Annotated in this window: 17 protein-coding genes; 7 read left to right on the plus strand and 10 right to left on the minus strand. The window is 63.3% G+C overall.

The features are described 5' to 3' along the window. Positions 1-13: 13 nt before the first annotated feature. Genes P3T24_RS09715 through P3T24_RS09740 form a run of 6 tightly spaced genes read right to left on the minus strand, consistent with a single transcriptional unit; the run spans position 14 to position 5,369 of the window. Positions 14-1,192, minus strand: coding sequence for an MSMEG_0565 family glycosyltransferase (locus tag P3T24_RS09715; protein ID WP_429434120.1), 1,179 nt, complete (start codon positions 1,190-1,192; stop codon positions 14-16). After that, entirely contained in the window at positions 1,189-2,175 is a 987-nt protein-coding gene (locus P3T24_RS09720) for a sll0787 family AIR synthase-like protein (protein ID WP_429434123.1), read from the minus strand. Before P3T24_RS09720 ends, P3T24_RS09715 begins: the two co-directional genes overlap by 4 nt. Then, positions 2,172-2,747 (minus strand): MSMEG_0567/Sll0786 family nitrogen starvation N-acetyltransferase, encoded by a 576-nt coding sequence (locus P3T24_RS09725; protein WP_074264019.1) that lies wholly within the window; start codon positions 2,745-2,747, stop codon positions 2,172-2,174. The genes P3T24_RS09720 and P3T24_RS09725 overlap by 4 nt, the downstream gene beginning before the upstream one ends. Before the next feature lie 2 nt (positions 2,748-2,749). Further along, positions 2,750-3,820 carry an MSMEG_0568 family radical SAM protein gene (locus P3T24_RS09730; protein WP_429434309.1) on the minus strand — a complete coding sequence of 357 codons (1,071 nt, stop codon included), beginning with the start codon at positions 3,818-3,820 and terminating at the stop codon, positions 2,750-2,752. Next, positions 3,813-4,868 carry a Nit6803 family nitrilase gene (locus P3T24_RS09735; protein ID WP_429434126.1) on the minus strand — a complete coding sequence of 352 codons (1,056 nt, stop codon included), beginning with the start codon at positions 4,866-4,868 and terminating at the stop codon, positions 3,813-3,815. Before P3T24_RS09735 ends, P3T24_RS09730 begins: the two co-directional genes overlap by 8 nt. An 18-nt stretch (positions 4,869-4,886) precedes the next feature. Beyond that, positions 4,887-5,369: an MSMEG_0572/Sll0783 family nitrogen starvation response protein gene (locus tag P3T24_RS09740; protein WP_074264016.1), complete on the minus strand. Its 483-nt coding sequence runs from the start codon at positions 5,367-5,369 to the stop codon at positions 4,887-4,889. A gap of 345 nt (positions 5,370-5,714) precedes the next feature. Here P3T24_RS09740 and P3T24_RS09745 point away from each other — a divergent pair, with 345 nt between their 5' ends. From P3T24_RS09745 to P3T24_RS09755, 3 genes are all read left to right on the plus strand, one after another. Further along, entirely contained in the window at positions 5,715-7,106 is a 1,392-nt protein-coding gene (locus P3T24_RS09745) for a PLP-dependent aminotransferase family protein (protein WP_429434129.1), read from the plus strand. A gap of 377 nt (positions 7,107-7,483) precedes the next feature. Continuing rightward, positions 7,484-9,064: a methyl-accepting chemotaxis protein gene (locus P3T24_RS09750; protein ID WP_429434132.1), complete on the plus strand. Its 1,581-nt coding sequence runs from the start codon at positions 7,484-7,486 to the stop codon at positions 9,062-9,064. A 110-nt stretch (positions 9,065-9,174) separates the two neighbouring features. Beyond that, complete coding sequence (locus P3T24_RS09755; protein WP_429434135.1) at positions 9,175-10,890, plus strand: hypothetical protein; 1,716 nt, start codon at positions 9,175-9,177, stop codon at positions 10,888-10,890. A gap of 80 nt (positions 10,891-10,970) precedes the next feature. Here the strand turns inward: P3T24_RS09755 and P3T24_RS09760 are convergent, their stop codons facing one another. Together P3T24_RS09760 and P3T24_RS09765 are read right to left on the minus strand one after the other, a co-directional pair. Continuing rightward, positions 10,971-11,351, minus strand: coding sequence for a DUF5594 family protein (locus tag P3T24_RS09760; RefSeq protein WP_429434138.1), 381 nt, complete (start codon positions 11,349-11,351; stop codon positions 10,971-10,973). Between the two features lie 80 nt (positions 11,352-11,431). Continuing rightward, positions 11,432-12,643, minus strand: a complete 1,212-nt coding sequence (locus P3T24_RS09765; RefSeq protein ID WP_429434141.1) for a dienelactone hydrolase family protein — start codon at positions 12,641-12,643, stop codon at positions 11,432-11,434. Positions 12,644-12,951: 308 nt separating this feature from the next. Here P3T24_RS09765 and P3T24_RS09770 point away from each other — a divergent pair, with 308 nt between their 5' ends. Genes P3T24_RS09770 through P3T24_RS09785 form a run of 4 tightly spaced genes read left to right on the plus strand, consistent with a single transcriptional unit; the run spans position 12,952 to position 17,804 of the window. Continuing rightward, on the plus strand, positions 12,952-15,051 hold the full coding sequence (locus P3T24_RS09770; RefSeq protein ID WP_429434144.1) for an FUSC family protein: 2,100 nt from the start codon (positions 12,952-12,954) through the stop codon (positions 15,049-15,051). Between the two features lie 34 nt (positions 15,052-15,085). Then, on the plus strand, positions 15,086-15,295 hold the full coding sequence (locus P3T24_RS09775; protein ID WP_074264010.1) for a DUF1656 domain-containing protein: 210 nt from the start codon (positions 15,086-15,088) through the stop codon (positions 15,293-15,295). Then, a complete protein-coding gene (locus P3T24_RS09780) occupies positions 15,292-16,332 on the plus strand; it encodes an efflux RND transporter periplasmic adaptor subunit (protein ID WP_429404249.1) in 1,041 nt (346 codons plus the stop codon). The genes P3T24_RS09775 and P3T24_RS09780 overlap by 4 nt, the downstream gene beginning before the upstream one ends. Then, on the plus strand, positions 16,329-17,804 hold the full coding sequence (locus tag P3T24_RS09785) for an efflux transporter outer membrane subunit (RefSeq protein ID WP_429434146.1): 1,476 nt from the start codon (positions 16,329-16,331) through the stop codon (positions 17,802-17,804). The genes P3T24_RS09780 and P3T24_RS09785 overlap by 4 nt, the downstream gene beginning before the upstream one ends. A 61-nt stretch (positions 17,805-17,865) precedes the next feature. Here P3T24_RS09785 and P3T24_RS09790 read toward each other — a convergent pair whose 3' ends face one another. Together P3T24_RS09790 and P3T24_RS09795 are read right to left on the minus strand one after the other, a co-directional pair. Further along, positions 17,866-18,312: a PRC-barrel domain-containing protein gene (locus P3T24_RS09790; protein WP_429288256.1), complete on the minus strand. Its 447-nt coding sequence runs from the start codon at positions 18,310-18,312 to the stop codon at positions 17,866-17,868. Between the two features lie 69 nt (positions 18,313-18,381). Continuing rightward, entirely contained in the window at positions 18,382-18,810 is a 429-nt protein-coding gene (locus tag P3T24_RS09795; protein ID WP_429288255.1) for a DUF3331 domain-containing protein, read from the minus strand. Positions 18,811-18,908: the final 98 nt, after the last annotated feature.

Raw genomic sequence — 18,908 nt, forward strand, 5'->3', positions numbered from 1 at the left:
TGTGCAAGTGACTTTAGTGCACCGCTAGCGGCCGGCGTGCCAGCCATGCGCGGTAGACGTCGACATGACGGTGCGCGCTCGCGGCCCAGCTAAAGCGGGCGAGCAGCGCGGGCACCGCATGGGTGAAATCGGTGGCATGCTCGCCGTTGAGCACGTGCAGCAGCGCTGCGGCAATTGAATTCGTGTCGGTCGGCGTAGCCCAGCAGCAAGTGGCGCTATCGAGGTATTCCGTGAACGGTGCGATCGCCGACGCAACAACCGGCGTGCCGCAGGCGAGCGCCTCCAGGACAACGAGTCCAAAGCCCTCGCGTACCGATACCATCGCCAGCACGTCGGCGCTGCGAAATAACGCCGGCATCGCAGCATCTTCAAGAGGCCCGGTGACGACAATGCTTTCCTGCGGTCCGATAGATAAACCTAGTTCCGCTGCTCGCTGGATAAAGCGCCGCGTGTATGCATCGTGATCGAGCAGACTGGCCCCGCCCGCGACGACCAGTTGCGCCTCGGCAAACACTGTGCGCACTGCGGCAAATGCATGAAGTAGCGCGAGCGTGTTCTTGCGCGCTTCGACGCCACCCACCGCGAGAATCAGCGGGCCTGCTCCGAGTCCGAGTTGCTGCTGCATGACCTCGTCGGCAGACGATGTATATGACGTGAAACGTGTTGGATCGACGCCATTCGGTACTGTGACCGCAGTAATTCCATAACGGCTGAGCATTTCACGCGTCCATGTGTCGCTCACGCACAAAACCTGATCCGCGTCGCGATACGCACGTTCCTGCCATGCCGCGAGGCGTGGATCGTCGAAGTGATCCAGGTGGTGCACAGTGCGCACGAAACCGTGGATCGCACCTTCTTCCCTGAGTTCCGCCAACGCGTTGCCGCTGATGCTGTCCTCGGCATGCAAGACATCGAACGCGTTCGTGCCGTGCTCAAGCACACTGCGTTTCAAGGCACGAATACGCGCGTCGACCAGCGCTACCGTACCGGCTTGCGACCCGATCACGGGCGCATACACCACACGACAAGGCGGCGTACGAAATAGCGTCTCGCCGTTCGTAGCTGGCGCGAACACCGTGACATCGTGGCCCTGCGCGCTGAGTGCGCTCGCGAGTTCGAGCGTATGCACAACGCCACCGCGCGGATTGACCGAATGCGTCAGCAGCCCGATGCGCAATGTGCCCGTGTTCATTGCAGCACCTGATTCGTCGGGACAATAAACGGCTCGCCGCTAAAGTCCCACAACACGGCGGCGTCATCGCCGCGATGCGCAACAACCTCGCGCGTTGCATCCACCGTTCCAATCACGGCGCAATCAAGCGCACGCGCCACGAACTGGGCCTGCACGCGCTCGACGTGTTCTTCGCGCACCGCGAGCAGATAGCCGTAGCTCGGAAACGCGGTAACCCAGCGTGCCAGGGGCACGTCAGCCGGTTTAGGAATTGCATCGAGATCGATACGCGCGCCGACCTGCGAGCATTCGAGCAACATCAATGCCGTACCAAGCGTGCCTGCCATGCTGATGTCTTTGGCCGCGTCGCACAGTCCGTTCTCCGCCAGCCGCGGCAGCAACTCCAGATCGTCTCGCAGACGCGCAGCCGGCGCGCCCACCGAAGCATTCCAGAACGGATACGGTTCTTCGAAGCGGCCACGCAGATCAACCGCCATCAGCAGACGATCGCCGGGACGCGCGTTGAAGCTCGACAGCAGCGCCTTGGCGCGGCCGAGGATCGACACCGCCAGTTGCGCCTGATCGCTGCGTGCATTGGTGTGCCCACCCACAATCGGCACCCCGTACGCCACCGAAGCCGCCGCCATCCCCGCGAGCACCTCATGCGCCGCCTCGATGCCATTGCTCCAGAGCGCGTCCACCACCGCGAGCGGACGGCCGCCCATCGCGTAGATATCGCTGACGTTGACCATCACGCTGCTGTAGCCCGCGAACCACGGCATCGCCTGCACGAAGTCGCTGACCATCCCTTCGATGGCGAACAACAGATAACCGTCACCATCCGGCAACGCCGCGCAATCGTCGCCCACTGCCACCGCCTGGCCGAGATCGCCAGCGCCGCCCGGCAGCTGACGCGCAAGCGAGGACACCACACCGGCAATATCGGTCTTGTGCCGGAAGCCGCGGCTCTCGCGCAAGCCGGCGACGAGATCCGCCACGCTCATGACGCGCTCCGCGATTTCGCAACAAAGCCGCTGCGCGGAGTGGTGCACGGCGGGTAGTGCTCGAGTTGCGCCTGCATCAGATGATGCGGACGTCCAAGCATCGTCTCCTGCGCCAGCGCATCCCAATGCAACGCCTGAAACATCGGCACGTTCTGGCTCTGCACGTGGGCGAGAAACGTCTCGCAACCCAGCGCATGAGCGCTCGTCACGGCAAGCCGGATCAGCGTCGCGCCGATCTTGCCGTGACGTCGAAACGCCGCGTGCACCGCGAGTCGTGAGCCGTACCACACACCTGGCGCCTCCTGATGGATGCGCACCGTGCCCACTACCTGCTCGGGCATCCCCGCAATACAGCTCACCGCCACGAGTTGCTGGGCACGTTCATCGACCTCGTCGCGATCGTCGCCGACAAAGATGCCCTGCTCGATGCAGAACACCGCACGCCGCAGCTTGTAGGCCTCCTCAGCTTCCCACGGCAGCGTGGTCCATTTGATGCGAAATTCGGTCGGCGTGTACAACACCGGTGTGAGATCGAGTTCTTCGGATGCGCCCGCAATCGCTTCGCCAAACATGATCACACCTCGTACGAAGAGAGCGACGAACACGCGCCGCACTTGCCGCAACCCGCCTTGATGTCGCTCGAGAGAAGGCCCGCTTCAGAAAGCATCGCCCCGAGCGGCTGCAGAACCGACTTCATGAATTCAGGCGTAGGGGCCGGGTGATCCTCGAGCGGCGTACCGCTGATCGGCACGAATGGCACCACGAACGGATAGACACCGAGCTCGATGAGCTCGCGCGACATCGTCAGAATGGCTTCAGCCGTATCGCCGAGTCCGGCGAGGATATAAGTGCTGACCTGGCCGCGTCCAAATATGGCCACAGCCGCCTTGAACGACTCCATGTAACGCGACAGCGGCACGCTCGACTTGCCAGGCATGATGCGTTCGCGCAATGAAGGTGTCACCACTTCGAGATGCATGCCAAGCGTATCGATACCGCTCGCTTTCATGCGGGCGAACCAGCGGTCGTCGTCCGGCGGTTCGCATTGCGCCTGAATCGGCAGATCGACTGCCGCGCGGATCGCAAACGCGCTTTCGCACAGGATCTGCGCGCCACGGTCGCTGGTGGGCGGCGTGCCGGTGGTCAGCACCATATGCTTTACGCCGTCGAGCAGCACGGCCGCGCGCGCCACCTCGGCGAGCTGCTCCGGGCTCTTGCGGGCAATCGTGCGGCCTGCCGCCAACGACTGGCCGATCGCGCAGAACTTGCAGGTCTTGCGACGGCTCTCGTAGCGGATGCAGGTCTGCAGCACCGTGGTCGCCAGCACGTCGGCACTATGCAGCGTGGCGATGTGCGAATACGGCACGCCATCGAGCGTCTGCATGCCATAGAAGCGCGGCGCCTTCGGGAAGCTGATATTGGCGATCGGAATCGTGCCGCGCAGCAGTGAACTGGTACCGCTCGCGTCGGCGGGCGCCGCGACGAAGGGAGAATGCCATGCGGTGTTGGTATGCACCGGCACCATGATCGTCACGCCATCCACCGTCACGGCCTTGTGGTCCGACGGCCCCGCGCCACCGCGCCGGCTGGCGACGCCTGTACCCGGATCGGCAAGGCGCAGGCCGGCCGATTGCAACTCAGTCATCAATTGCCGGCTCGCGGCTGGCAGGGTCTCGTTGGCGTTCATCGCGGCATCCCGTGGTTGAGTTGAAATCAGTGGCTGTTTCAGGGGCAAAAGCGTTGGCAGAAGCGCCCCATGAAGGCATCGGCGAGACGGTCGTGGCCGGCCGTTCGTTGATCGCGAGGCTCAGCAGTTCGGGCCGCGCGTAGTGGCCCACCGAATCCATCATGCGTTTGCGCTTGGTGATCAGTGCCATGTCGAGATCTGCGATCACCATGCCTTCACCTTCGCGCAGCGGCGCCACGAGATGCTGCCCTTCCGGTGAGACAATCGCCGTATTGCAGCCGCCGCGCAGCGCCTTCTGCAGACCCGTGTCGCTGGTGACCGAAGCGATCTGCGCTTCGGTCAGCCATCCCGTCGCGTTGACGACGAAGCAGCCCGACTCCAGTGCGTGATGCCGGATCGTTACTTCGATCTGCTCAGCAAAGATCGGCCCCACCAGCGAGCCCGGAAACTGGCTGCAATGAATCTCCTCATGCTGCGTCATCAGCGCATAGCGCGCGAGCGGGTTGTAGTGCTCCCAGCAGGCGAGCGCACCGACCCGCGCATAGGCAGTCTGCACCACCTTCAGCCCTGCCGCATCGCCTTGCCCCCAGATCATCCGTTCATGAAACGTCGGCGTGATCTTGCGGCGCTTGAGCAGCAACTGGCCGTCCACGTCGAAGATCAGCTGCGTGTTGTAGAGGCTGCCGTGATCGCGCTCGTTGACACCGAGCACGACCACCATGCGATGCAGGCGCGCCCGCTCGGCGACGGCCTGTGTCACAGGCCCCGGCACCACGACCGCCTCTTCGTACAACTTCATGTGATCGGCACCGGAGGCCACCGGCGGCCGCACGAACGAAAAGTACGGGTAATACGGCACGAAGGTTTCAGGAAACACGATCAGTTGCACGCCTTCGCGCGCCGCCTGATCGATTGCTTCGCAGACCTTGTTGAGTGTGCCGTCGCTGCGCTCGAAGTCCGGTGAAATCTGGACCGCGGCGGCACGGACGATGCGTTTTTCAGACATGGTGATGGCCGCCCGTGCTCAGACCGTCCAGGTGTGGATGATCAGCGCGTTGTCCTTACGATGCAGAAGCTGGATGTCGAGCACGTCGAGCGGGCTGATCGGGCGGATGCCTTCGATCAGCGAAGCTTCACCGTGTCCATACAGCGCCTGCAGCGCGAAACGGCACGCATACACCTTGCCGCCCTCTTCCATGAACTTGGTCAACTGTTTGTTGAAGTTCAGATGACCAGGGAAGGCCTCGTCGCCGAGCGTAGGAAAGCCGCGTTGCAAGCCAAGCGTGACGCCTGGCCCGTAAAGCAGCACTGACGTCTCGAAGCCTTTGCGTTGCAAACGGGTGGCCTGCAGCAGGTTGACGAAACCGATCGAGCCTTCAAAGGCCACCGTGTGAAACGTGACCAGCGCTTTTTCGCCCGGCTCGGCCTTCACATCCTCGAAGACCTTCTCTTCGTAGTCGACGAGGTAATCGCCCTTCTGATGCAGCGGTTTGTTGACGGCAGGCATGGCACTCTCCAATGTGGTTTGCGTGAACGGTAAATGTCGCGTGGTAGCACGGCGCCACAAGACGTCTGCGCCGCGCTTACTAACGCAACGGCCGTGCCATTGAAAGCGTGGGCCGATGCGATCACTTTCCAATCAAACAGACGATCATTCGTTAAGCGCCCCGAAAAAATTTTTGGCCTGAAGCTTGCGTATAGCGAGCGCAGCCAATAGAAGCGCCGTTTACCGCGTTGACCGCACCAGCCAGGGGCAATAGCACGATGCCAATGCGCACAGCCGGTGCAGTCATTCACCAGAAACGATCAATCCGATCATTGAAAGCGATCACTTTTTAGCCGTACAAAAACGATGAGTAGCCCGACACATCACTGGATCAAACGCCTCGCCGAAATCCGCAAACCGGCTTACCTCGCGATTCCCGATCTGATCGAAGAAGATCTCGCCACCGGGCGGCTGCGGCCACGCGACCGGCTGCCGGGCCTGCGCGATCTGGCCAACGAACTGTCGCTCAACTACACCACGGTGGCACGCGCCTACGCCGAAGCGAAGAAGCGCGGCCTGCTCGATTCGCGCGCCGGCAGCGGCACTTTCGTGCGCGGCCGCACCGCAACGCTGCCACTCTCCGGCGGCAGCAGCATCGAGATGACGATGAACACGCCACCCGAGCCGGCGGAATACGCCGCGCGTTTGCGCGAATCGGCGGCACGGCTGATGGCCGATAGCGATCCCTATCAGTTGCTTCGCTATCAGGACTTCGGCGGCTCGCTGGCCGACAAGGCGGCCGGCGCCGAGTGGCTCAAACGCCGCCTGCCCAACTGCCCGGCGGAAAACGTGCTGGTGTGCCCCGGCATTCACAGCGCGCTGGTGGCGCTCGTTTCGCAACTCGCGCGGCCAGGGGCGATGATCTGTCTCGACACGCTCGCCTATCCAGGCATCAAGGCGATCGCCGCGCAACTAGGCGTGCGCCTACAGGCGCTTGCACGCGACGACGAAGGGCCGCTTGCTCATGCGTTCGAAGCACTCTGCAAGACCGACAAGCCGAGTGCGTTCTATTGCAATCCGACGCTGCAGAATCCCAGTACCCTCACGCTCACCAACAAGCGCCGCGAAGCGCTCGCGGATGTCGCGCTACGCTACAGCGTGCCGATCGTCGAAGATGACGCCTACGCCATGTTGCCCCTGCAGGCGCCCGACACACTGGCGAGTTTCGCGCCTGAATTGACCTACTACGTCACAGGTCTCTCCAAAAGCCTTGGGGCAGGCTTGCGGGTCGCCTATCTGCAGGCGCCTACGCCACGTCAGACGCAACGCCTCGCCGGCGCACTGCGCGCAACCACTGTCATGGCAAGTCCGTTTACGGTGTCGCTCGCGACCCAATGGGTGATCGACGGCACTGCGCAAGAGATGCTCAATGCCATTCGCAGCGAGTCCAGAGCCCGTCAGACGATCGCGGCGCGCGTCCTCGATGGCTGGTCTTACGATGCGCATGCGGATGGCTTTCATCTGTGGCTGCCGATTCCGGGCGTCGACGGTTGGAGTTCGTCCGAGCTGGCGCTGCAGTTGCGCAACCAGGGCATCGCGGCCGTTGCCAGCGCCGCGTTTTCGACCGATGGCAATCCGCCAAATGCAGTACGCGTCTGCCTTGGTGGCTCGAAGAATCGCGAAGAGTGCGAGGAAGCGTTGCGCATCATCGCCGAAACGCTCGAGCATCCGCATCATCTGCATTCGGCAATCATGTGAGCCGCGAGCGCAAAGAGAGGCGCTAATCGCAGCGCCGAAATCCAATCAAAGGCCACGGCCGTAACACGCCGAAAGTGGGCCACGTCCGCGCCCGCTCAAGTTTGCGGTAGCGCCGCCGTATACCCGCATGAGACGTCTGCCTCGCATCAGCAATGACGATGCAAGACACGCTCAATAGTCTGAAGATTGACTCGCTGCAGGGCGTGACGCTACCGCCCCGCCATAAACAGTCCAAATACTCATCACGGCCCTTCCGGACTCGCGGCGCACTTCACCGTGCCGTAACATCCGACCGCCCCTACCGGTCCTGGCTGCTGCGCCGATGCCACAAGTGTGGGCGACAAGCAGCAATCCGCTTAACGTATCCAGGAGTAGTTGTGTCGTCTTTTAGAAATCTGAAAATTGCCGCCAAGCTGGCATTGCTAGGCGCCGTACTGTTGGCGGCGACGATGGTGGTCGGGCTGGAAGGATGGCATGCGCTCTCGAAGACGCACACGCTGCAGACCGAATCCGCCTTGACCCTCGAGCAATACAGCCAGGCGGCCGACACCGCCCGCGTCGCCCAGGTCGAGTTCAAGAAGCAGGTTCAGGAATGGAAAGATCTGCTATTGCGCAGCGCCGATGCGACCGCGCTCGCCACTCATCGGCAGGCGTTCATCGCACAGAGCGACAAGACCACCGCCGCGTTGCAAAAACTCAGAAGCCAGTTGGCTGCGTTGAGCGTGAATCCCGATGGCGTCGACAATGCGATTGCCACGCATGAGTCGCTGCAGACGAGCTATCTTGGCGCACTCCAGCATTTCGACGTCGCCAACCCCAACAGCCCGCATATCGTCGACGCACTCGTCAAAGGCATCGACCGTGCGCCGACCAATGCGATCGACGCGATTGTCGCTTCGGTCATGCAACAGGCGCAGGCTTCGAACCAGCGCATCGAACAGGCCTCCCTCAACGCTTACCACCTCGCGTGCACCCTGCTGCTGGTCGTCGTGCTGGCGGCGCTCGTGGCCGGCGCCGCGGCGGTCTGGTTTCTGAGCCGCAGCATCACCGTGCCGGTCAGGCAAGCCGTGGGGGTGGCGCAAGCGGTGGCCGCAGGCGATCTGCGTGCCGACGTGATCGTCGAGAGCAGCGACGAAACAGGCCAGTTGCTGATTGCACTTAACGACATGAATCAGCGGCTGCGCCATATCGTCAGCGAAATCCGCGAGGGCGCCACGACCATTTCTGCCGCCACCCAGCAAATTGCCGCGGGCAATCTGGATCTGTCCGCACGCACTGAGCAGCAGGCGGCGTCGCTCGAAGAAACCGCCGCATCGATGCAGCATTTCACAGACTCTGTCCAACAGAACGCAAGTCATGCACGCAACGCAACCACACTTGCACAAACCGCGGCACAAGCGGCGCGTGACGGCGGCGTCGTGATGAGCGACGCAGTGCGCACGATGGCGCAGATCAACGCGGCGTCGAAGCGGATCGTCGACATCACCGGTGTGGTCGAAGCCATTGCAGCGCAGACCAACATTCTCGCGCTCAATGCCGCAGTCGAAGCGGCTCGCGCGGGCAGCCAGGGACGCGGCTTCGCCGTGGTCGCAAGCGAAGTGCGCAGTCTCGCGCAGCGCTCGGCGGACGCCGCGCGCGAGATCAAGGAACTGATTCGCGACTCGGTGTCGACCATCGAAGTCGGCACACAACTGATCCATCGCGCGAGCGACACGATGGATGGCGTGGTGGAAAGCGCGGGTAGCGTCACGCGCATTGTCGAAGCGATTGCAACCGCTACGGTCGATCAGGCCACCGGCATTGCCGAGGTGAACGACGCTGTGAACCAGATGGATCAGGTCACACAAAGCAACGCGGCACTCGTCGAGCAGGCCGCCGCGGCCGCCGATGCAGTGCAGAACAAGGCGTCTGGCCTCGTGGAAAGCGTCAGTTTCTTTCGATTGGGAGAGACTGCCTGACGAATCTGAAAGCGCTACGTCAATAATCGTTCACGAAGCGCTGCTACGGTAGCGCGGTTGTCCTGCAGGTCCGTCACTAATATTCCCTCAATGCTGTACGGAGACTACAGATGCAAACCGCTGCCCGCTCGCGCCTGCTCACCGGCGCTCTTTCCCGCTTCAATTCCCGTTCTGTTCTCAAAGCGCGAAACCCATTGGTAGCGCTCACGCTGATCGCTGCAAGCGCCGGTGCATGTGCGCAGCAATTTCCTTTTGGCGGCCAAACCCCGTTCTTTCCCGGCTTGCTGGTGGTTAGCCGCAGTGTGTATGACAATCTGTCGAGCAATGTCCAGGTGGGCACGATCCTGCCGCCGAACTGTGCCAACACGACCGGAGGCTGCAGCACCGGCGCCACGGTCGACGGCACCTATCCGTACGTCTGGAACAACGTGCTGTCCGACTCGAACTTCGGTATCACGTCGCGCATCTATCTCGATCAGCTGACGCCTTCGGGCGAAATGGTCAGCTCACTCGAAGTCCCCAACAGTCTGCATCCCCAGCGCGATTCGAACGGCCAGCTGGTCACGAGCTTTAGTTCGAAATCCGAACTGGCGTTGCATCTGTCTACCGACGGCCGCTACCTGAGCTTTGTCGGCTACGTTGCGCCCGTGAACGCGATCGATGCTTCGAACGCGAATACGCCCGGCGAAGTCGATCCGACCAATCCGGATGGGCAGAACGTGTTTCGCGGGATTGCACGCGTGGATGGTCTGGGCAATTTCCGCTTCACCGAAACGAATGCCTTCAGCGGCGATAACGGACGCGCCGCCATTCTGAACGACAGTAACGGCCACGACTTTTTCTACGCCACCGGCAATGCCGGCAACGGTTCGAACCCGCAGCCCGACGGCGTGATCATCGGCACAGGCGCGCAGATCGTGGAAGCGTCGAACCAGTCCGAGGCGCAGCAAGACCCGGGCGCACCGACACCGCTCGGCAGCTTCTCCGTCACCGAACTCGGCGCCAAAGCCGACAAGATCGGCAAGGACGACAACTTCCGCGGCATCACGATCTACAACAATGTGTTGTACTACACGAAGGGCAGCGGCAGCAACGGCGTGAATACGGTGTACTTCCTCGACACCACCGGCAACGCCTGCCCGTCCGGCACAGGCGTGCCGGCGGCCAACGCGAAGCTGCCCACCACGCCGCTTTCCTTTGATTCCGCGACGCTGCAAACGAGCGGTCTGCCCAGCAATATGTGTATCCTGGCAGGCTTCCCCACGACGCTCACCAAGCAGCTGACGACGCCCGCCTTCCCGTTCGGCATGTGGTTCGCCAACGCCACGACGCTGTACGTTGCGGATGAAGGCGACGGCTACACCGGCGGCACCGATCTGTTCACGCATGCCGCCGCGCAAACGGGTGCAGGGCTGCAGAAATGGATCTACAACGCCTCGGCGAAAAAGTGGACGCTGGCTTATACGCTTCAGGCCGGTCTGAATCTTGGTACGGAGTACACAGTACCGGGCTATCCGACGGGTTCGAATTCGGCCACAGGCCTGCCGTGGGCGCCTGCTACCGACGGCCTGCGCAATCTGACCGGCCGCGTCGAAAACGACGGCACGGTGACGATCTGGGCGATTACGTCGACAGTCAGCGGCAATGGCGATATTGGCGCTGATCCGAACCGCCTGGTGGTGACGCGCGATGTGCTGAAGAACACGACCGCCGCTGGCGCCGCCAGGGAGAAGTTCGTGACGCTGCGTAGTGCCGGCTTCGGTGAAGTGCTGCGTGGCGTATCGTTCACGCCGGGTAGCATTGCCACGAACGGCAATCGGTTCTAACGGGCCCAGGAGGACGGGACTCGTCCTCTGAACCCGACAGACCCTGCGGATACGGCGCCGGTTGCTTCACAGCACCGGCGTCAGGACTCGAAGTCCAGACCGCCGATCAATATCTCGGGCTCGGCCTGAGTATGCGAGCGAAAATCGACCTCGCGCGCGTTGTGCCATGCATCGAGCTTGCGCGGAATCGCATCCAGATAACTGGCGAAGCGCGCCTCGCCGCCCTCTCCCATCAGACGCTCGATTTCGTCGCTGTCCCAGGTCAGATGCAGATTGAGCTTGTGCGGATAATGCCGCACCACTTCGATCGGTTCGGCCCATACCCTGACGCTGGTCGGATGGCCGTGGCCGTGATACGGCAACACTTCCGCGTGCACACCCGTGTCGAACAAGGCGGCGATGGTCGCTGCAATGCGGGGGGCGAATTCGTGGTCGAACCTGGCTACGGTCTCCGGATTCATATCGATCTCTCCGTCGAGCTTGGCGAGCCATCGTAGCACGAGGGAGACGGGCCGCGTACGGGCCAGACCGGCACGCGTCCCTACTGCACCACCCGCTGCCCCAGCGCATACACCTCGCACTCCGACCACCGCGATCTGCAATACGCCAATGCATGCTCGGCGGCTTCCTGCGGTGTGCGCTCGATCAGCGTATTCGAGCAATGCCCGCCTGCGGCGATCACAAATGCCTTGCCTTCGTTGCGCGAGGCGCCATACAGCGCGAACCGGTCCCGGCAGCCCTCATTCAGACCAGGCGGTTGCGGCAGCACAGCGGGGGCAGGCAACTGCACGACGATCTGGGTCGGCAGATTCAACGTCTTCAGGAACGGTTCGACCGTCGGCCACCAGACTTCAGCGGGAGCATCGTAGAGCAGTTCATGGCCGTCGTCGCCAAACGGTGGCAACACCGCGAGCTGCGCCGACGCGCCGTGCGAGGTATAGGCCGCAAGCATTTGCCGCGCGAGATCAGGGTTGAAATAGTGATCGTTCTCCGACCACACCCACTGGCTCGGCATCTTCGCCGTCGAGCCATACTGCTCGACCGCCTCGATCAGTTGATCCGGCCGGCACACAAAGTCAGGGCGGCTCGAGCCACGGCCGCCGGCGAAATCGAGCACTCCAACCACGCCTTGCGGATTGCGCGCCGACGCCGCGAGCACGGCAAGACCGCCGGTCGATTTGCCGAGCAACAGCACGCGCTGACCGTCTACCCAAGGTTGCGCACGCAACGAGTCCAGCGCGCCCAGCAAGTCGTCGGCCGACGCCTTACCGGGCGAGAGATAGTCGGGGCTGCGGCACGGACCTCCGCTCTCTGCATACGGACCGTCCGAGTGCCCGAAGCCGCGGCGCAAGACGATCACGGCGGCGTATCCTCGTTGCGCAAACGCCACCGCGGCGGTCAGCAGCAGTTCCGGCGCACGGTCTCCAACACCTGTCGCAGCGACGCGCGGCGTGCCGGGCGTCATCAGCACCAGCGGCCAGCGCCCGGAGCGGTCCGGGCGCACCACCAAGGCTTCGAGGTTGGGCTTCGTGCCGTCCGGCAAGGTGATCTGCAGTGCGATGGGTTCACGCACGAGACCCGGCAATAGCGCGGTTTCGTCAGACGAGGCATTCGCCGGCGCCTGCTGCGCCCATGCCTGCAGAGGCACACTCGCCATGACGAGCAGAAGACCACAGCAGCGCATGAAGCGCGCGCTCAGGCCTGGAAGCTGAATACAGCGTTGCCAGATGGATTGGGCAGTCCTGTCGCTCATTGTTAAATGCCTATGCGCGTTTCGAGCCATACAGCGTGGAGGGATAGCGTGCCGCCTTGTTCGCCGCATGAGAGTGTAGTCTGCGACCCTTCAGGTGGTCTACACCGCGCGGCGGACGAATCGCGTGCCGCCAGGCCGCCGCCGAGGTCTTCAGTACCCTTGAGGCCCCGGCGGCTACCGGATACATTACCGCTGGAGAACTTGACCAGCTTGCCCTCCATTAGCTGCAATGTCGCACGATCGCGACAGACTCATTTATCATGCAAGCTTCATGCACCTCCACCCGGCGTGCCACCGCATAACAAGCCATGGTCTACCCCTCACTGCGCGACTGGCTGTTTTCGGTCAAGACCTTTGCGGCAGCCATGCTCGCCCTCTACCTCGGGCTCGCGTTCCAGTTGCCGCGGCCCTACTGGGCCATGGCGACGGTCTACATCGTCTCTAATCCGTTTGTGGGCGCGACCCGTTCGAAAGCGCTCTACCGGGCGCTCGGCACCGCCCTTGGGGCATCGGCGGCGGTGCTGTTCGTGCCGCCGTTCGTCGAATCCCCGTATCTGTTCAGCGTGGTCGTCGCCCTGTGGACCGGCACGCTGCTGTATCTCGCGATCTCGGACCGCACCGCGCGTAGCTACGTCTTCATGCTGGCGGGCTACACCATGCCGCTGATCGCGTTGCCAGCGGTCTTCAATCCCACCGCCGTCTTCGACCTCGCCGTCACCCGCACCGAGGAGATCCTGCTCGGCATCGTGTGCGCGAGCGTCGTAGGCGGCGTCGTTCTGCCGAACCGCCTCGCGCCGACCATCATCGAGCGCACCGAAGGCTGGTTCCGCGACGCCGCCATCTACGCCACCGAGACGCTGTCGGGGCGCATTGCGGGTGCCTCGATCTCGGCCTGCCGCCAGCGCCTCGCCGCCACCGTCAATAGCCTCGAACTGCTGCTGAGCCAGCTCGCCTACGATCACACCCGGCCCGACGTGCTAAGCCGTGCTCAAGACCTGCGCGGCCGCATGCAACTGCTGCTGCCCATCATGTCGTCGCTGGCCGATCCTCTGATAGCGTTGCTTGGCGACCGGCGCACGCCTCCCGCCGGACTCGAGCCGCTGCTCGCCGATGTCGTCAAGTGGTTCAACACGCCGCTGCGTCCCCCGAAGGAGCATGAGCGGCCCGACCTCGAAGCCGACCTCCTGCGCGAGCGTATCGCCGCGTTGCAGCCGCCGCCTGCGGCGTTCGCCACCTGGGAAGGCGCGGTCCTTTCGAATGCCTTGTGGCGGCTCAAGCAGGTCATCGACGTCTGGCAGGACTGCCGGACGCTGCGGCGCATCGTCGTGGAAGAGGACGGCACCTGGCAGCCGCGCTTCCGGCACTGGCGGGTGGGCGGAACGGAGCGCTATTTCGACCGCGGCATGATGCTGTTCTCTACCGGTTCGGCGGTCGGCGCGATCGTTCTTGGCTGCGTGCTGTGGATCAGTTCCGGCTGGAACGACGGCGCCGGCGCGGTCACGCTCGCCGCCATTGCATGCTGCTTTTTTGCGGCGCTCGACGAGCCCGCGCCGCAAGTGTTCAAATTCTTCACTTCGACCTCGGCCAGTGTCGTGCTGGCGGGACTTTATCTGTTCGTTGTGCTGCCGAACGTGCACGATTTCCCGATGCTCGTGATCCTGTTCGCGGGGCCGTTCATCCTCGTCGGCACGCTGATCCCGCGTCCGCAGTTTAATCTCGCGACCATGCTGGTGGCCGTCAATACCGCGACCTTCATCAGCATTCAGGACGCCTACGATGCCGACTTTTTTATCTTCGTGAACAGCAACCTCGCGGGCCTCGCGGGTCTGTTGTACGCATACCTTTGGACCCGCGTGACACGGCCGTTCGGCGCCGAGCTTGCGGCCTCCCGTCTGATGCGTTCGAGCTGGGCCGACGTGGTGTTGAGCGCCTCGACCAGGCCGATTGAAGATCAACGCAATCTGGCGGCGCGCATGCTGGACCGCCTGATGCAGTTGATCCCGCGTCTCGCCGCGACTGACGACAACCGCCATCCGTCCATCGAGAGCTTCCGCGATCTGCGCATTGCCTTTAACGCGGTCGACTTGCGCCGTCTGCGTCTGAAGCTCGGCAGCGAGACGTCTGCTTCGATCGACCACGTGCTCGACGGCATCCGCGGTCACTTCGAAACCTGTGTCGCGCGCCGCAAGCGCCAGCCCGTGCCCGAGAGCCTGATGTCCGCGATCGACACGGCGCTCGCTCGGGTCGGCGCCCTTGGGCTCCTCAATACAGCGAACAGCACGGCCCTCTATACCAAGCAGTTGCGCGATGCGCAGCATGCGCTGGTCGGGTTGCGCCTGTCACTGTTTCCGGCCACGATCGCTTCGCTTGGCCCACCTGCCGCGCCCAACCAGGAAGCTGCCACATGATGCGACCACTGACCTCACTTCAGGATTACGAACCATGATCGGCGAAGTCGATGTCTTCGGCGTGTTCGTGCCGGCCGTGCTGGTGCTGATGTTCGTCGCCTATGTGCTCGGCCTCGCGATTCGCACGGTGCTCGAGCGTACCGGCTTTTATCGTCTTGTGTGGCACCGTTCCATTTTCGATCTCGGCATCTATGTGCTGCTGCTGGGTCTTGTCGTCCTCGTTTCGCACCGGTTCATAACGTGAAAAAAACCTGGTTCTCCATCGGTCAGATCCTGCTGACCCTGATCGTCGTCGTGATCGCGGGCCTCGTGCTGTGGAAGATGATCAACTACTACATGTTCTCGCCATGGACACGCGACGGCCGCATCCGTGCCGACATCATCCAGGTGGCGCCCGACGTGTCCGGTCTGATCACCGAGGTCGACGTCGTCGACAATCAGCAGGTCAGGCAGGGGCAAACGCTGTTCGTGATCGATCAGGCGCGTTACACGCTCGCGCTGCAGCAGGCGCTGGCCACGGCGCAACAGCGGCGCGCGACGCTCGATCAGGCCCGTCGCGAAGACGTGCGCAACCGTCAGCTGGGTGACCTCGTCGCGCGCGAAGTCGCGGAAGAAAGCCGCTCGCGCGTCGAAACGGACGAGGCGGCGCTCAACGATGCGCTGGTCGCCGTCGATACCGCGCGTCTGAATCTGCAACGCACTCACATCGTCAGTCCGGTGGACGGCTATCTGAACGACCGCGCGCCGCGCACCGGCGAATTCGCGTCGTCAGGCCGGGCGGTGCTGTCGGTCGTGGATATGCATTCGTTCCGCGTGGACGGTTACTTCGAGGAGACCAAGCTGAGCGGCATCGATATCGGCCAGGCCGTCGATATCAAGATCATGGGCGAGCCGGGTGTGCTGCGTGGGCACGTGGCGAGCATAGTGTCCGCGATCGAGGACCGCGACCGCGGCGAAGGAGCAAACCTGCTGCCGAACGTGAACCCGGCCTTTAGCTGGGTGCGCCTCGCGCAACGCATCCCCGTGCGCGTCGCGCTCGACGATGTGCCGAAGGACTTCCGCATGATCGCAGGACGCACGGCGACCGTGTCCGTGCGCGGACTCGCGCCGTCCATCGGTTCGCAGGGCGCGGTGGACCATAGGACTGCTTCGGGTGTGCCGGCCGCATCACAGCCTGCCGCATCACAGCCGGCTTCGACACCGCCGTCTCCGGCGCAGCCCGCTGCAGTTCCGCCCGCCTCGGCAGCGGCTGCGCAATCCGCCGCGAGCGCCGCGCGATGAAGCCGTTGCGCACCCTACCCGCTCTGCCACTGGCACCGCTGGCGGCACTTGCGCCGTTGTTCGCATTGGCCTTGTGCGCATGCACCGTCGGTCCAAACTATTCGTTGCCAAAGGCTGCGGTCATCAACGCGCCGTTCGCCGACGCGGCGTTGCCCGACGTCGACGGTCAGCACGTTTCGCAACAACCGGTGCCGTCCGACTGGTGGCATCTGTACGACGACCCGGTTCTCGAACAGCTCGTGAGCGACGCGCTGAAATCGAACACCGACCTGCGTGTCGCCGCCGCGAATCTCGCGCGTTCGCAGGAAGCGCTCGGCGTCGCCGAGGCGCAAGGCGGTTTCTCCGGCGGCGCGGAGGCCGCATTCGCACGGGCGCAGGAGTCCGGACAGCAATACCTGATTTTCGGCAAGATCCCGGTCTCGAACGAAGGCGACTTAGGCATTCGTGTCTCGTATGAATTCGATCTGTTCGGCAAACTGCGCCGCGGCGTGGAAGCAGCGAATGCCGAGAGCGAAGCGACCCGGGCAGCTGGCGATCTCGCGCGTATCACCGTGGTGGCCGAAGTGGTGCGCGCCTACATCGAGAACTGCTCGGCGGCGGATGAGCTGGCTATCGCGCAGCAATCGCTGGCGCTGCAGAAGCAACGCGTGGACGTTTCGCGGCGTCTGCGCGATGCCGGCCGCGGCAATCAGCCGGACGTGACCAGCGGACAGACGCAGGTCGAGTCGCTGGCAGCGGATATTCCGCGCTACACCGCGCGGCGCAAAATCGCCCAATATCAGCTCGCGATGCTGCTCGCGCGCGCCCCCTCCGATCTGCCGCCTGCTGTCCTCGCGTGCAACAAGGTTCCGCAGATCAAGCAGGCGCTGCCAGTCGGCGATGGCGCCGCTTTGCTCAAGCGCCGCCCCGATGTGCGCGGAGCCGAGCGCCAGCTTGCGGCGTCGACAGCGCGGATCGGCGTCGCTACCGGCGCGCTGTATCCCACCGTGAGTTTCGGCGCCTCGACTGGAACAGTTGGCCTCGCTGAAGATCTCGTGACGTCGCAAACCGATTACTGGAGATTTGGACCCCTGATCAGCTGGACCTTCCCGACCAACGGTGCGCGTGGGCGCGTGCGCGAAGCGGAGGACGCCAGCACAGCGGCGCTCGCACATTTCGACGGCGTGGTACTCAATGCACTGCGTGAAACGGAGACGAGTCTCGCCACCTACGTGGCTGACTACACGCGCGCCGAGGCTTTACGGGCGGCGCTCAAGTCGGCTACGCAGTCGGCGGGTGAAACGCATCGCCTGTATGTCGGCGGCCGCGAGTCGTTTATTTCGGACCTCGATGCAACCCGCACGCTGACCTCGACCCGCGCCCAGGTCGCAGCAGCGGAGGGACAGGTGGCGGTCGATCAGGCCAACCTGTTCCTCGCGCTGGGCGGTGGCTGGGAGCCGGAGTCGGAGGCGGAGCAGACGCCCGCGAAATAAGCTTGGATCACGCGGGCTGCCTGAAGCACCCGGGCCGTCCACTCCTCACCGATACACCGCCTCAGTGATGCTCCGAATACTCGGAACGTGTCACCGGCATCGAAGCGACGTGCGCGTACTGGAACGCAGGCATCGCCTTGATCGCTTCACGCGTGCCGCCCGCCAGCGTCAGCTTGCCCTTCACGAAGTCGAGCTGGTCGATCGGAATCGCCACATCATGTTGTGAGACGCCGGCAAACTGATGCGCCGCGATAATCGCGAACGAGGCCGACTTGTCCGGCGCAATGATGATGTCGTGCACCACACCGATCTGCTCGCCGTTGTCGTTGACTACCGGCTTGCCGAGAATCGCCTTCTTCACGCTCCATCCGCGTACGATCAACTCCGACTCCGATACGCTGATGCCGACCGTTTGTGAGCCCGCCACCTGGGCATGCGCCTGAAGGCATGCCACGCTCAGCGTGGAAGTAAGCAGGAGAGCCATCGCGAGTTTCGATTTTTTCATCATCGTTCTTCCTGATAGAAAAAGGACGTCACAGCATCACAACTGGAGGACACAACCAAAGGGCACACCTTGTCAGGCCGGCGTGCCGTCGTCCTGCGCGAGTGCTGCGGCAAGCACCATTTCGTTGCAGTTGGCCGGGCGGTTGCGCCCGCGCGCGCGAGGCTTGAAGACCGTGTCGCCCCGCTCGATCCGTTGCCCTGTCAACGCGCAATAACCGGAGCTGCGGGCCACGACCTGATTCCAGACCTGATCGATGTAATGGCACATTGTTGGATCGCACCAGGACACCAGCGCGAGGCCCTCGTCCTGACGCTCGATCGACGTAATCTTGCTATCGCAGTCGGCGGCCGGTGCACCCTGCTGCGCGCCGCGCGGTTTGCCCACACCGTTGGCCGGGTGTGAACCGCAGCCTGCATGCCAGGGCTGCGCCGCGAACATTTCATCATTGATGCCATGCGATAGAAGCGAGACGACCTGGCTCCACGGGGTAACTTGTTCCATGTCGGTATGCCTCTCAGTTAACCAAGGGGAAATGGGCCGGACTCCTCCGGCCGCCGATCATTTGACGCTAATGCGGACAATACGGCACAGCACGGTCG

Source organism: Paraburkholderia sp. GAS33 (genome assembly GCF_050436645.1).
Lineage (GTDB): Bacteria > Pseudomonadota > Gammaproteobacteria > Burkholderiales > Burkholderiaceae > Paraburkholderia > Paraburkholderia phenazinium_B.